General features: G+C 61.3%; 15 protein-coding genes and 1 tRNA gene. 9 read left to right on the forward strand and 7 right to left on the reverse strand.

Annotated elements, in window-relative coordinates; all coding sequences use genetic code 11:
- Positions 1–75 precede the first annotated feature (75 nt).
- The 4 genes from nirB to SFY93_RS29535 all read left to right on the forward strand — a co-directional run bounded on the left by nirB (position 76) and on the right by SFY93_RS29535 (position 5,557).
- Positions 76–2,553: a nitrite reductase large subunit NirB gene (gene nirB / locus SFY93_RS29520; protein ID WP_320445600.1), complete on the forward strand. Its 2,478-nt coding sequence runs from the start codon at positions 76–78 to the stop codon at positions 2,551–2,553.
- A 2-nt stretch (positions 2,554–2,555) separates the two neighbouring features.
- Positions 2,556–2,900 (forward strand): nitrite reductase small subunit NirD, encoded by a 345-nt coding sequence (gene nirD / locus SFY93_RS29525; protein WP_374725601.1) that lies wholly within the window; start codon positions 2,556–2,558, stop codon positions 2,898–2,900.
- A 48-nt stretch (positions 2,901–2,948) separates the two neighbouring features.
- Positions 2,949–3,770 (forward strand): formate/nitrite transporter family protein, encoded by an 822-nt coding sequence (locus tag SFY93_RS29530; protein ID WP_320445601.1) that lies wholly within the window; start codon positions 2,949–2,951, stop codon positions 3,768–3,770.
- 68 nt (positions 3,771–3,838) lie between these two features.
- Positions 3,839–5,557, forward strand: coding sequence for a bifunctional protein-serine/threonine kinase/phosphatase (locus tag SFY93_RS29535; protein ID WP_320445602.1), 1,719 nt, complete (start codon positions 3,839–3,841; stop codon positions 5,555–5,557).
- A gap of 138 nt (positions 5,558–5,695) precedes the next feature.
- Here SFY93_RS29535 and SFY93_RS29540 read toward each other — a convergent pair.
- Together SFY93_RS29540 and SFY93_RS29545 are read right to left on the reverse strand one after the other, a co-directional pair.
- Positions 5,696–5,772, reverse strand: a tRNA-Met gene (locus tag SFY93_RS29540).
- Between the two features lie 283 nt (positions 5,773–6,055).
- Positions 6,056–6,817 carry an SDR family NAD(P)-dependent oxidoreductase gene (locus SFY93_RS29545; protein WP_320445603.1) on the reverse strand — a complete coding sequence of 254 codons (762 nt, stop codon included), beginning with the start codon at positions 6,815–6,817 and terminating at the stop codon, positions 6,056–6,058.
- 111 nt (positions 6,818–6,928) lie between these two features.
- Between SFY93_RS29545 and SFY93_RS29550 the strand changes: the two genes are divergently transcribed.
- Positions 6,929–7,444, forward strand: coding sequence for a CvpA family protein (locus SFY93_RS29550; protein WP_175367647.1), 516 nt, complete (start codon positions 6,929–6,931; stop codon positions 7,442–7,444).
- Between the two features lie 76 nt (positions 7,445–7,520).
- Positions 7,521–8,303, forward strand: a complete 783-nt coding sequence (locus tag SFY93_RS29555) for an SDR family oxidoreductase (protein ID WP_320445604.1) — start codon at positions 7,521–7,523, stop codon at positions 8,301–8,303.
- Positions 8,304–8,375: 72 nt separating this feature from the next.
- Here SFY93_RS29555 and SFY93_RS29560 read toward each other — a convergent pair whose 3' ends face one another.
- Positions 8,376–8,789 (reverse strand): DUF3775 domain-containing protein, encoded by a 414-nt coding sequence (locus SFY93_RS29560; RefSeq protein ID WP_320445605.1) that lies wholly within the window; start codon positions 8,787–8,789, stop codon positions 8,376–8,378.
- 125 nt (positions 8,790–8,914) lie between these two features.
- Here SFY93_RS29560 and SFY93_RS29565 point away from each other — a divergent pair, with 125 nt between their 5' ends.
- From SFY93_RS29565 to SFY93_RS29575, 3 genes are all read left to right on the forward strand, one after another.
- On the forward strand, positions 8,915–9,766 hold the full coding sequence (locus tag SFY93_RS29565) for an MBL fold metallo-hydrolase (protein ID WP_320445606.1): 852 nt from the start codon (positions 8,915–8,917) through the stop codon (positions 9,764–9,766).
- Between the two features lie 87 nt (positions 9,767–9,853).
- Positions 9,854–10,696 carry a fumarylacetoacetate hydrolase family protein gene (locus SFY93_RS29570; RefSeq protein WP_315843979.1) on the forward strand — a complete coding sequence of 281 codons (843 nt, stop codon included), beginning with the start codon at positions 9,854–9,856 and terminating at the stop codon, positions 10,694–10,696.
- Between the two features lie 69 nt (positions 10,697–10,765).
- Positions 10,766–11,383 carry a glutathione S-transferase family protein gene (locus SFY93_RS29575; protein WP_320445607.1) on the forward strand — a complete coding sequence of 206 codons (618 nt, stop codon included), beginning with the start codon at positions 10,766–10,768 and terminating at the stop codon, positions 11,381–11,383.
- Between the two features lie 79 nt (positions 11,384–11,462).
- Here the strand turns inward: SFY93_RS29575 and SFY93_RS29580 are convergent, their stop codons facing one another.
- The 4 genes from SFY93_RS29580 to SFY93_RS29595 all read right to left on the reverse strand — a co-directional run bounded on the left by SFY93_RS29580 (position 11,463) and on the right by SFY93_RS29595 (position 13,862).
- Entirely contained in the window at positions 11,463–12,005 is a 543-nt protein-coding gene (locus SFY93_RS29580; protein ID WP_320445608.1) for a methylated-DNA--[protein]-cysteine S-methyltransferase, read from the reverse strand.
- Between the two features lie 105 nt (positions 12,006–12,110).
- Positions 12,111–12,314, reverse strand: a complete 204-nt coding sequence (locus SFY93_RS29585) for a hypothetical protein (RefSeq protein WP_068729147.1) — start codon at positions 12,312–12,314, stop codon at positions 12,111–12,113.
- A 177-nt stretch (positions 12,315–12,491) separates the two neighbouring features.
- Positions 12,492–13,100, reverse strand: coding sequence for a hypothetical protein (locus tag SFY93_RS29590; protein WP_093757382.1), 609 nt, complete (start codon positions 13,098–13,100; stop codon positions 12,492–12,494).
- A 222-nt stretch (positions 13,101–13,322) separates the two neighbouring features.
- Positions 13,323–13,862, reverse strand: coding sequence for a hypothetical protein (locus tag SFY93_RS29595; RefSeq protein ID WP_320445609.1), 540 nt, complete (start codon positions 13,860–13,862; stop codon positions 13,323–13,325).
- Between the last annotated feature and the right edge of the window lie 9 nt (positions 13,863–13,871).

The raw sequence follows: 13,871 nt of genomic DNA on the forward strand, positions 1-13,871 counted from the left end.
TCGTGACTCCATCCCTACCGGGCTTGGTGAGCGAGTTCCTGTTTCCGATCGGCAGCGGTCCAAACAGGTTTGCACATGCTCGATCAACCGAACGCAAAGAAGCAGAAGCTCGTCATCCTCGGCAACGGCATGGCCGCCGGCCGCGTCATGGACGAGCTGTTCGCGCGCGCACCAGACCGCTACGACGTTGTGGTGTTCGGCGCAGAGCCGCGTGTTAATTATGACCGCATCATGCTGTCGCCGGTGCTCTCCGGCGAGAAGGCATATGACGACATTCTGATCCACACCGATGAGTGGTACGCAACCAACAAGGTTGATCTCAGGCGTGGCGAACTCGTCATCGCGATCGATCGCGTTGCAAAAACCGTCACCACACAGTCCGGCGCGATCGAAACTTATGACACGCTGATTATCGCAACCGGCTCCAAGCCGATCCTCATTCCGGTACCCGGCGCGGAACTGCCCGGCGTCGTCACCTATCGCGATCTCGACGACGTCAACTTGATGCTCGATGCAGCCGGCAAGGGCGGCCACGCTGTCGTCATCGGCGGTGGTTTGCTCGGCCTCGAGGCTGCAGCCGGCCTCGCCATGCGCGGCATGACAACGACCGTTGTCCATCTGATGCCAACACTGATGGAGCGCCAACTCGATCCCAATGCCGCCTATCTGTTGCAAAAGGCGATCGAGGCGCGCGGCATCGAGGTGCTGACCGGAGCCAACACAGCAGCCATCCTCGGTGACACATGTGTCGAGTCAGTCCGGCTCGACGATGGTCGGACCCTACCGGCCGATCTCGTCGTGATGGCGGTCGGCATCCGCCCGAACACCGCACTCGCCAAGCTCGCCGACCTCAACGTCAAGCGCGGCATCGTCGTGGACGACCATCTACGAACCAGCGACGACAACATCTATGCGGTCGGCGAGTGCGTCGAGCATCGCGGCCAGTGCTACGGCCTTGTCGCGCCCCTGTATGACATGGCGAAGACCCTCGCGGCGACCCTCGCCGGGGAGACCGTTGACGGCTATATCGGTTCGACCACCTCGACCAAGCTGAAAGTCACCGGCGTAGACCTGTTCTCGGCCGGCGATTTCGCCGAAGGCGACGTCAAGGATGAGATCGTGCTTCGCGATCCTGCCCGCGGCATCTACAAGCGTGTCGTCCTGCGCGACGACCGCATCATCGGCGCGGTACTCTATGGCGATACGGCCGACGGCTCCTGGTATTTCGACCTGCTCAAAAAGAACGTCGATATCGGCGCCATGCGCAACGCGCTGATCCTCGGCCAGGCCTATCAGGGCGGCGTTGCACTCGATCCGATCGCTGCTGTCGCAGCGTTGCCGGACGATGCCGAAATCTGCGGCTGCAACGGCGTCTGCAAGGGCGCGATCACCCAGGCGATCACCGCCCACGGCCTCACCACCCTCGACGACGTGCGCGCCCGCACCAAAGCATCGGCTTCCTGCGGCCAGTGCACGGCGAAGGTGGAATCGCTGCTTGCGGCCACGCTTGGCGACAATTACTCCGCCGCCGGCCGCAAGCCCATGTGCAAATGCACTGACCTCACCCATAGCGAAGTCCGTGGCTTCATCCTCTCGAAGGAGTTGAAGTCCGTTCCCGCCGTGATGCAGGAACTGGCGTGGAAAACCTCCTGCGGCTGTCCGTCCTGTCGCCCGGCGCTGAATTATTACCTGCTCTGCGCGTGGCCGGGCGAATATGCCGATGATGCGCAGTCGCGCTACATCAACGAGCGCGTCCACGCCAACATCCAGAAAGACGGCACCTTCTCCGTCGTACCGCGCATGTGGGGCGGCCTGACCACTCCTGACGAATTGCGCGCCATCGCCGACGTCGCCGACCGCTTCAAGATTCCGACGGTGAAAGTCACCGGCGGCCAACGCATCGATCTGCTGGGCGTGCGGAAGGAAGACCTACCCGCGGTGTGGGCGCAGCTCAACAGTGCGGGCCTGGTCTCCGGCGCAGCCTATGCCAAGGGCCTGCGCACGGTGAAGACCTGCGTCGGCTCCGAATGGTGCCGCTTCGGCACGCAGGATTCGACCGGTCTCGGCGTCAAGCTCGAACGTTTCATGTGCGGCTCATGGGCGCCTGCGAAGGTGAAGCTCGGCGTCTCCGGCTGCCCGCGCAACTGCGCGGAATCCACGGTGAAGGATATCGGCGTGATCTGCGTCGAATCCGGCTACGACATCCACATCGCCGGTGCGGCAGGCCTGCATGTCCGCCAGACCGATCTGCTTGGCCATGTCGATACGGAGGACGAGGCGATCGAGTACATCGCCGCCTTCATGCAGATGTACCGCGAAGAAGCGGGCTATCTCGAACGCGTCTGGAAGTGGGTCGAAAATGCCGGCCTCGACAAGGTACGCGCGGCGATCATGGATGATGCCGACAACCGTCGCGCGCTGCTGGCGCGCTTCGAAAAATCACAGCGCGCGGTCCGCAGGGATCCCTGGGCCGAACGTGCCGCCGGCCGCGAACAGCATGAATTTACGCCGCTCGCAACACTCAACTCGATTATAGCCGTCCCGGCAGAATGAACATGACAATGGTCCCATCCAACGACTTCTGGTTCGACGTCGGCCCACTGCGCGCGATCCCGCAACGCGGCGCGCGCACGGTGAAGACTCCGCGGCGCGAGATCGCAGTATTCCGCACTGCCAGCGACGAGGTGTTTGCGCTGGAAAATCGCTGCCCGCACAAGGGCGGTCCGCTTAGTGAAGGCATCGTACACGGTCGCAAGGTCGCCTGCCCGCTGCATAACTGGATCATCAACCTCGATGATGGCGAAGCCTCGGGCGCAGACAAAGGCTGCGCGCGCAGCTTCCCGGTCAAGCTCGAGAACGGCCGCATCTATCTCAACATGAGCGTCGCCGCCGCGCCATAGGCGCACGCCACGTCAACCGAACCCCGCTCCAAAGAAAGTTTTCAAGTAATGGCCTATCTCGTCCCTTCGGAATTCGTGACCAAGATGGTGGATGCCGGCGAATCCAAGATCTTCATGTCCACGCGCGACACCATCATCCGCGCCTTCATGGCCGGCGCAATCCTGGCACTCGCTGCGGTGTTCGCCGTCACCGTCACGGTGCAAACAGGCTATCCGATTATCGGCGCGATCCTCTTCCCGGTCGGCTTTTGTATGCTCTATCTGCTGGGCTTCGACCTGCTCACCGGCGTCTTCGTGCTGACGCCCCTCGCATTGCTTGACAAGCGCCCCGGCGTCACTGTCGGCGGCGTATTGCGCAATTGGGGGCTCGTCTTCGTCGGCAATTTCATGGGCGCTATCGTCGTCGCCATCATGATGTCAATCGTGTTCACCTTCGGTTTCTCGACGCCCCCAGACAAGGTGGGTCAGGTGATCGGCCATATCGGCGAAGGCCGCACGCTTGGCTATGCGCAGTATGGCGCAGCCGGCATGCTGACGCTGTTCATCCGCGGCATGCTCTGCAACTGGATGGTCTCAACCGGCGTGGTTGGCGCGATGATCTCAACGACCGTCAGCGGCAAAGTCATCGCGATGTGGATGCCGGTCATGGTCTTCTTCGCGATGACGTTCGAGCATTCGATCGTCAACATGTTCCTGTTCCCTGCCGGCCTGATGCTCGGCGGCAAGTTCACGATCATGGATTACATCATCTGGAACGAGATTCCGACCGTGCTCGGCAACCTCATCGGCGGCCTGACCTTCACCGGCCTGACGCTTTATGCCACACACATCAAGACAGCTCCGAAGCGCGTTGCTAGTCTCGCCCGCTAGCCCCCGCAATCCTCGCAACACGACGCCCCGGCTTCTCCAGCTGGGGCGTCGTGTTATTAGTGTGACCCATGCCGCGTGAATTGACGATTTCGATCGGCCAGCATTCGGACAGGGGCCGCAAGGACACCAATCAGGATTTCCACGGCACCCTGATTCCGACCGAGCCGCTGTTGAGCCTCAAAGGCATTGCCGTCGTCATCGCCGACGGCATCAGCAGCAGCGCGGTCAGCGGCGAAGCCAGCGAATCTGCGGTCAAATCGTTTCTCACCGACTATTACTGCACATCCGAATCCTGGTCGGTGAAGACATCGGCGCAACGCGTCATCGCTGCGACCAATTCGTGGCTGCAATCCCAGACCCAGCGCGGCCGCTACCATTACGACAAGGATAGCGGCTATGTCTGCACCCTGAGTGCAATGGTGATACGCGCACGCGCAGCGCACCTCTTTCATGTCGGCGATTCCCGCATCTATCGCGTATCGGACCGCGCACTCGAGCAACTTACCACCGACCATCGCGTCGTAATCTCATCCGAGCAGAGCTACCTCGCCCGCGCGCTTGGCGTGAACCCGCAAATCGAGATCGACTATCAGGTGCTGCAGATCGACGACGGCGATGTCTTCATCCTCGCCACCGACGGCGTCTATGATTTCGTCAGCGCGCGCTTCATCACTTCGGCGATCGCCGATCACGCCGACGATCTCGACGCTGCCGCGAGGCTGATCGTCGACGAGGCCTATGCACAGAACAGCCCGGACAACCTCACCGTACAGATCGTGCGGATAGATGCGGTGCCGGATGGTGAGGCCAGCGACATTCTGATGCCGCAATTGCCGCTGCCGCCGCTGCTCGAAGCTCGCGCGGTGTTCGACGGCTACAGGATCGTGCGCGAACTTCATGGCAGCAGCCGTAGCCACATCTATCTCGCGATCGATCTGGAGAGCGGCGAACAGGTTGTCATCAAAATTCCGTCGATCGATCTGCGCGACGACCCGGTCTATCTCAAGCGGTTCATGATCGAGGAATGGGTGGCGCGGCGCATCGACAGTCCGCATGTGCTGAAGCCGTGCCGACAGTCGCGCAAGCGCAACTACCTCTACATCGTCGCCGAATTCATCGAAGGCCAGACGCTGAAGCAGTGGATGCTCGACAATCCGAAGCCGGATTTGGAAACCGTGCGCGGCATCACCGAGCAGATAGCACGCGGCTTGCAGGCGTTCCATCGGATGGAGATGATCCATCAGGACATTCGGCCAGACAATATCATGATCGACAAGACGGGCACGGTGAAGATCATCGATTTTGGTTCGACCCGCGTCAACGGCGTCGCCGAAGCTGATTCACCCGGCAAGCACAGCGACATTCTCGGCACGCCGCAATACACCGCACCCGAGTTGTTTTTCGGCAAGCGCGCCACATCGCAATCCGACCTCTATGCGCTTGGGACCCTCACCTATCAGATGCTGTCCGGGACGCTGCCTTACGGAGCGGAGGTCGCGAAGGCTACGAACGCCGCGCAGCACCGCAAGCTGCGTTATCGATCGCTGCTCAACAATGCCAGCGATATCCCGGAATGGATCGACGGCGTGTTGCGTAAGGCCGTGCACGCCGACCCGGCGAAGCGCTACGACGAACTCTCCGAATATGTTTACGACCTGCGCAATCCGAAGGCGGAGTTTCTCAATCCGCCGACCGTGCCGCTGCTGGAGCGCAATCCGAACATGGTCTGGAAGGGCCTCTCGCTGCTGCTCGCTATAACTGTCATCGTATTGCTGTCGAGGCGCTAACGGCATCGCCAGTTGGCGCCTGCATCACTGCGGAAACCTCACATTCTTTCCCTGAAAGGCATCCGTCGCCACGACGTAAAAACGAAAAGCCGCCCAGAGGGCGGCTTTTCGTTTTTTCTGAAATATCAATTAGATGTTTGGTTGCGGGGATAGGATTTGAACCTATGACCTTCAGGTTATGAGCCTGACGAGCTACCGGGCTGCTCCACCCCGCGCCAAACCTTTCGGAAAACCAGAGACGAAACGAAGTCGGCCAACGCCAAGGCGTCGATCGATCCCAGTCCGGAGGCTTCCTGAGAAGGCAACCGGGGCAAAGCCCTCGGTGCGAGGGGTATGTACCAATGCCTGCCTGCTTTGGAAAGGGGCAGCGGCGATCTTTTTGCGCTTTTATGACGGTCCGGGAAAACGACGATCTGCCCTGTTTCGGCACAACCCGGCACGACCCGGATACAACCGCCGAAACCGGCGTTTCAGGCCCGCTGGACGGGCTCTGGCGGCCTAATTCAGCAAAAAGCCGCCATCCACGGTCACGGTACTGCCGGTCATGTAACGCGAGGCCTGCGAAGCCAGCAGCAGAATGGCACCGTCGAGATCGCTCTCATGACCGACCCGGCGCTGCGCGATGCGCTTGACCAGCTTCTCGCCCACGGGCGTGTCCCACGCGGCGTGGTTGATGTCGGTATCGATGTAGCCTGGCGCCAGCGCATTGACGCGAATGCGGTGCGCGGCGAGTTCCAGTGCCAGTGCCCTGGTCGCCTGCACGATGCCGGCTTTCGAGATCGCATAAGGCGACACCGCCTTGGTCAGCCCGAAGCCGAGGACGGAAGCGATATTGACGATGTTGCCCTCCACTTTATGCGCGATCATGCGGCGCGCGGCTTCGGTCGCCGCGAAATAGGCGCCCTTGAGATTGGCCCCGATGACCGCGTCCCAATCCGCCTCAGTCTGATCGATGGCCATCTTCTCCACCGCGATGCCGGCATTGTTGATCAGCACGCTGACCGGCCCGAGCGCAGCTTCAGCGGTATCGAACGCCTTTGCGATCGAGGCATTGTCGGTGACATCCATCGACACCGCGACAGCGCGCCCCCCCTTGTCCGTGATGTCCTTCTGCAGGCTCTCTAGCTTGCCCATTTGCCGCGCTGCGAGCACCACAGCTGCACCATGCGCGGACAGCACGCGCGCAAATTGTCGGCCGAGGCCCTGCGAGGCTCCGGTGATGAGGATGGTTTCTTTACTGACGTCGAATATCCCGGACATGGCATTTCCCTTTGATTTTGCCCTAGTGATACCCGGCCTTGCCGCGATCGCAAACCGCCGCGCTCCGCCGATTTCTTTGACGCGGAATTGCCGCATGGGGACGAAGCCGCGATGAACAGTTTCGATGTCGTCGTTTATGTCGGCCTGATCGTCGCCATGGTCATCGGCTTCCGCGCCGGCCTCTTGCGCAGCGCCGTGACCATTCTGGGCTATCTGCTGGCGATGCCGATCGCCGTCTGGATCACCGGGCTGATCGCGCCGCAACTGTCCGGCGCCGCCGCCGCTTCGACCACGCAAAATTCACTGCTGTTCTTCGCGATCTTTCTCGTGTCAGGCATCGTACTCGGCTCGCTGCTGCGCATGGCAATTAACGACGTGATCGGCCACGAGATCGGCATCGGCGACCGGCTCGGCGGCGCTTTGCTCGGCGCCATTCGCGTCGGCCTGATCGCGGTGACGCTGGTGCTGATCTTCGACCAGTTGGTGCCGGCCGACAGGCAGCCAGCCTATATGACCGGCTCACAGCTGCGGCCCCTGCTGTCGCTGGCCGGGCAGAAGGGCGTCAAATCGCTGCCGCCGGACGTGACGGCCACCATCGAGCAATGGAAACGCGCGCACCGGCTCTGACGGGAGCGCCCTTATCAGACCCCACCGGAACCGCTATAACGCGGCCCTCGGATTATCGAACTTCAGGAGTGACATCGTGGATCTTGGAATCAAAGGCCGCCGCGCGCTTGTCTGCGCATCCAGCAAGGGCCTCGGCCGTGGCTGCGCCGAAGCGCTGGCCGCAGAAGGCGTGCATGTCACGATGACTGCACGCGGCGGCGACGTGCTGGCTGCAGCCGCTGCCGATATCCGCAAGGCCTATCCCGGCGTCGAGGTCACCGAAGTCGTCGGTGACATCACCACGGTCGAAGGCCGCGAAGCTGCGCTGAAGGCAGCCGGCCAGATCGACATCCTCATCAACAATGCCGGCGGCCCGCCGCCCGGCGATTTCCGCAACTGGACCCGCGACGACTGGATCAAGGCCATCGACGCCAACATGCTGACCCCGATCGAGCTGATCAAGGCGACGGTGGACGGCATGATGGAGCGCAAGTTCGGCCGCATCGTCAACATCACCTCGGCCGCCGTGAAGGCGCCGATCGATGTGCTCGGCCTGTCCAACGGCGCACGCAGCGGCCTCACCGGCTTCATCGCCGGCCTGTCGCGCAAGACGGTACGTGCGAACGTCACCATCAACGGCCTGCTGCCAGGCCCGTTCTACACCGACCGCCTGAAGGGCGTCGCCGCCGGACAGGTCAAGGCCACAGGTCTTTCGGTCGACGAGATCCTGGCCAAGCGCGCCGCCGAAAATCCGTCGGGCCGGTTCGGTCATCCCGATGAATTCGGTCAGGCCTGCGCCTGGCTGTGCGGCGCTAAATCCGGCTTCATCACCGGCCAGAACATCGTGCTCGATGGCGGCGCTTTCCCCGGCACGATGTAAGCGGCGATATCTCAAGACGCGAAAAGGCGATCGGCTCGCATGCCGATCGCCTTTTGTTTTTGTGTTACGCGCTCAATCGACCGGCGTGGTGCGTTCGCTGGACCAATCGACGCCGAATTCTTCCAGGCCTTCGGCGAGGAGATCGCCGAGCAATGGCTCGCCGAGCAGATAGCGCGCTGTGCGCCCGTTGCGGCCCTCTGCGGCCTCGCGGCGCAAGTCACTCCATTCATCGATGGTGGCGTCGCCGCGTCCCAGCCGCATCAGGGCGACGAGGTCGATCTGCTCGTCCTCGGTGAGCGCGCTGATGAAGCCCGCGATTTCCCGCGCCACGGGATCTTCGCCATTGTCCTCAAGCACATCGATCATATCGTCATCGGCGCCGTTCGAACCGGAATCGGGATCCGAGGCGATATCCTCGGCATCGAACTGCCGGGCCTTCTCGATCAGGAAGCCCACTTTCTCGGATGAAATCGCTAGTTCTGGCATCGCACGCTCCTCGCTGCAGGGCCCGGTGTTCCACTCAGACAACGCGCAGCCCCGCGAGATGATCCATTGCGCGCCAAGCTGGAAACCCGCATCTTCCGGCCCGAAAACAATAGGGTGAACGCCTGATGCAATGGACAGTCGGCAAGGTCAGGATCACGCAGATCATCGAAGGCCAGACGATTGGCAGCACACGCTTCATTCTCCCCCAAGTCGGCCCTGATGAAGTCCATGCGCTGCCATGGCTGATGCCGGAATTTGCAACCCCTGAAGGCCGGCTGAAAATGTCGATCCATGCGCTGGTCGTGGAAACGCCGACGCAAAGGATCATCGTCGATACCTGTCTCGGCAACGACAAGCAGGGCCGTTCGGTCCCGACCTGGAATAACCTGCACACGCCGTTCCTCGAGAACATGACGGCGGCCGGCTTCGCGCCGGACAGTATCGACACGGTGCTGTGCACGCATCTGCATGTCGATCATGTCGGCTGGAATACAAAACTGGTCGCTGGCCAATGGACGCCGACATTCCCGAATGCACGCTATGTGTTCGGGCAGCACGAATACAACTACTGGGCGGCGCATAGCGATACGGCGGCGCATCTCGCCGTGTTCAACGATTCCGTAAAGCCGATCGCCGATGCCGGGCTGATGGATCTGGTTGCCAGCGATGCGCAACTCTCGGACGAGATCACGCTGATCCCGACACCGGGCCACAGCCCCGGCCATATGAGCGTGCACATTAAATCCGCAGGCGAGGAAGCGCTGCTAACGGGCGACGCTGCACATCATCCGGTGCAGATGGCGCATCTGGACTGGTCGTCCACGGCGGATGCCGATCCCCTGCAATCCGCCGTATCGCGGCGCGCACTGTTCTCACGTTTCACAGATACGCCGACACTGGTGATCGGCGGTCACTTCGGCGCCGGCCACATCATGCGCGAGGGAGATGCTTTCAGATTTGCCGCGCTGCAGCACTGATTTTGCGACTCTGACCTCTCAGTCGCGCGGTTGAATTTCCCCGCGCCCTGTTCCACAACCTTTCAGGCAAGTCCAAGGGAGACAACAATGAAGCTCGTAAGATACGGCGCGTTCGGCAGCGAAAAGCCGGGACTGATCGACAAGGACGGCAAGCTGCGCGACCTCTCCGGCCAAGTGAAGGATCTGGCTGACGATGCATTTGCGCCTGCCAATCTTGCCAAGCTCGCTGCGCTCGACCCGGCGTCGCTGCCTGCCGTAAGCGGCTCGCCGCGCATTGGCTCGCCCGTTGGCGGCAAGCCGAAATTCATCGCCATCGGCCTGAACTATGCCGACCACGCTGCGGAATCCGGCATGCCGATTCCGTCGGAACCCATCGTCTTCATGAAGGCGCTGAACAGCCTGTGCGGCCCGAATGACGACGTCGAAAAGCCCCGCGGCTCGACCAAGCTGGACTGGGAAGTCGAGCTCGCCATCATCATCGGCACCAGGGCCAAATATGTGACCGAAGGCGATGCGTTGAAGCACGTCGCCGGCTACAGCGTCTGCAATGACGTTTCCGAGCGCTTCTTCCAGATCGAGCGCGGCGGCCAGTGGACCAAGGGCAAGTCGCACGACACGTTCGGCCCGCTCGGCCCGTGGCTGGTGACATCAGATGAAGTCGGCGACGTGCACAAGCTCAGCATGTATCTCGACGTCAATGGCAAGCGCTGCCAGACCGGCTCGACCGCGACCATGATCTTCAATGTGCCGCAGATCGTGTCGTATCTGTCCGGCATGATGACGCTGATGCCCGGCGACATCATCACCACAGGCACGCCCCCCGGCGTCGGCCTCGGCATGAAGCCGCCGAAATTCCTCGAGGTCGGCGACGTCATGACGCTCGGCATCGAGAAGCTCGGCGAGCAGAAGCAGAAAGTGGTTGCGGCTTAAGCGCCCTCGATCTCGCGCGGATATGCATGGGCGTGTCCGCGCTTTTTCAATTTATGAAAGATACTCAACATGAAGCTGACTTTTTCTCCGGGTTCGCCCTTTGCACGCAAGGTGCGCATCGCGGCGATCGAACTCGGACTGATCGACAAGATCGAACTGGTGGCGGCCTCGGTCGCGCCGACGCAGAAGAACGAGACCTATTCGCATGACATCAGCCCGGTCAGGAAGCTGCCTGCGCTGATCCTCGACGATGGCAATGTCATCGTCGATTCCTATGTCATCACCGAATATCTCGACGAGCTCGCCGGCGGCGGCAAACTGATCCCGGCCTCGGGTCCGGCGCGCTGGAAAGTGAAGAGCGAGCATTCGATGCTGCAGGGCATGACGGATGCGATGCTGCTGTGCCGCTACGAGGTCGGCGTACGCCCGAAGGAGCTATTGTGGCAGGCCTGGTATGACGATCAGTGGGATCGCGCCTGGCAGGGCCTCACGCGTTTCGAAAACCATCCGGACATTCTGACGCGTCCGCTGGATGCGGCGCAGATAGCGCTCGTCTGCGTGCTCGGTTATGCCGACTTCCGCTTCCCCGATTGCGGATGGCACAAGGCGTTCCCGAAACTCGACGCTTTCCACAACAAGATGCTGCAGCGGGAATCGGTCAAGATCTCCGTTCCGCCAAAGGGTTAAGGTCGAAAAGCGGCCTGACGCAATTTCACCTCAGCTTGCGAAAATCCTGCGTCAGGCCTGCGGTAATCTTGCGGCAGGTCTAATCGAACAGCGAGGGCGTGTGATTCACATACGCGCCCTCGATGGCGAGCATCTTGAGCTTGGTCTCGACGCCGCCATTGGCCGAAAATCCGCCCGGCTTACCGCCGGCAGCCAGCACCCGGTGACACGGCACGATCACAGGACACGGATTCTGCCCCATCGCCTGCCCGACATTGCGTGACAGTTCGACACCGCCGAGCTTCTTGGCGATATCGCCATAAGTCAGCGTTGCGCCCGGCGGGATCTGGCGGGCAATCGCATAGACGTTGCGATTGAATTCGGGGACGTCGCTGAGATCGAGATCGATATCGATAAGATCGACCGGCTTGCCGGTCATCAGTTCGACGATACCGTCGATGGCTGCCTGTACCGCCGGCGGCGGCGCGGCTTCGACGACCTCCGCATGGCGCTGCTTGATGCGCACACGGGTCTGTTTTTCGTCCGGCTGCGGCAATTGCACAGCAACGATGCCGCGATCGGCCCATGCGATGCCGCAGCGGCCGATGGCGGTGTCGAAGAGAGTGAACTGAACGTCGGTCATATGAGCCTCCATCGATCGCATCAGCATCCGATGTGGTGAGGTCCGGAGTTTGCGACGATCTTCAGCCATTCGCCACCCGATTCCGGAGCGGCGAACAGCTTTGTCTCAGCTCTGCTCGCGCGATGGCATTGAGGCGGCCTTGTGGATAAAAGCCTGGCCGAGCATGTCGAGGATTTCCTTGGTGGCCACGAACATGAACACACCCGCCTCGGTGTCGAAGGAGATGCCGACCACGGTCGGATCGGGCTGGAAGTCCAACAGGCTGTAGCCCTTCAGCGGGAGGGCGGGAACTTCTTTCGGATTCGACATGTCGGTCTCCCGCGTCAGTGAAAGGCTCGTGAAAGCCGGAATAACGAGGGCTTAGACAACAATTCGGAGCACGCCAAGGCGTTATTTCGTAGCGTTGGCCAGGCCTCCAACGACAATCGGGACCGCACTGCGGCCCCGATCTTCAGAAGTCCAAGCCGTGCGATGGCAATGGCGGACTTACTCGTCGTTCTGCATCGCTGCGGCCAGCTTGTCGTAATATTTGCCGACGAGGTCGATATTGCCCTTGTTCTCGACTGCTGGCGGCGGCGATTTGAGCGCGGCGTTGAGATCGGCGAGCGCGGCCTTCTTGTCCTTGGCCGGCATCTTCTTATCGGCCTGCACGGCCGCGATCTGCTGCTTGAACACCACTTCGGGGCCGACATATTTCTTGGTCTGCGGATCGAAGCCGCCCAGCACCAGCATGATGTTTTCCACGACGTCGTTGTAGTCGCCGTAGTTCGCAAAGCCGTTTTTCTTGGCGACGTCATCGAGCTGCGCGACCACTTTGGGATCCGGCTTGTCAGGCGCCTGCTGCGGCAGCTTGGCGGTCACCGCATCAAGATCCTTCTGCGCAGCCAGCACCTGCTCGATCTGCTTGTCGGTCAGCGCAATCTGCTTTGGCGCCGGCGCATTTTGCGCGGGAGCTGCGGTGGGTGCCGGTGTGGGCGGCGTCTGTTTTGCGGCGGGCTGTTTCTGCGCCTGCGCATATGCGGCGCCAGTGACGGGAATCGTTGCAAAGCCTGCGATGGTCAGGGCGGCGATGACGGGGCGAAGGATGGAACGCATGAAGATCTCCTCGGCAAATTGGAGCGACCAGGGAAAGTCGATCGCGGAGCGAAACCGGTTCAACGAGCCCGGTTGGCAGAGGATGGAATGCTGCAGCTGAATCGTGGCTGAATGATCGCAGCGGCCCGTCGTCCCTTCCCCGGCTGCTCGGTTGCCGATCTTCCGCCCATTACGCGCTTATGGTGCATGTACGACCAACAACGCGGGCCGCCATTCCGACGATCAGTCGTCCTTCAGCGCGACGGCGAGCTTGTCGTAATACTTGATCGCGAGATCGATATTGCCCTTGTTTGCAACAGCTGGCGGTGGCGACGCCATTTTGGCATTAAGATCGTCGATCGCCTCCTTTCTGTCTTCGGCTGAGAGGCTCTTGTCCGCCTGAACGGTGGCGATCTTCTGCTTGATCACGGCAACCGGCCCCACATAGGTCTTCGTCTTCGGATCGATGCCCGCCATTGCGAGACCGATATTGTCGAAAAGGATCGTATACTCGGCGTAATTTGCAAAACCATGCTTCTTGGCGACACCATCGATCTGGGCAAGGACCGCTGCGTTCGTTCCGGGAGTGGCGACAAAGCCATCGAGATCTTTCTGCGCTGTGAGCAACGCCACCACCTGCTTTTCACTGAGAGCTAGCTGCTTGGCGGCGGACGCTTCCAGTTTCGATGCCTGCGCCAAGGCGATCTGGCTGGCCGGTATCGCAAAACAAAAAGTCGCACCGACCAGGGTCAGCGCGACAACGGGACGAAAAACGAAATGCATGCCCAGTTC

The organism is Tardiphaga sp. 42S5 (assembly GCF_034044155.1).
Classification (GTDB): domain Bacteria; phylum Pseudomonadota; class Alphaproteobacteria; order Rhizobiales; family Xanthobacteraceae; genus Tardiphaga; species Tardiphaga robiniae.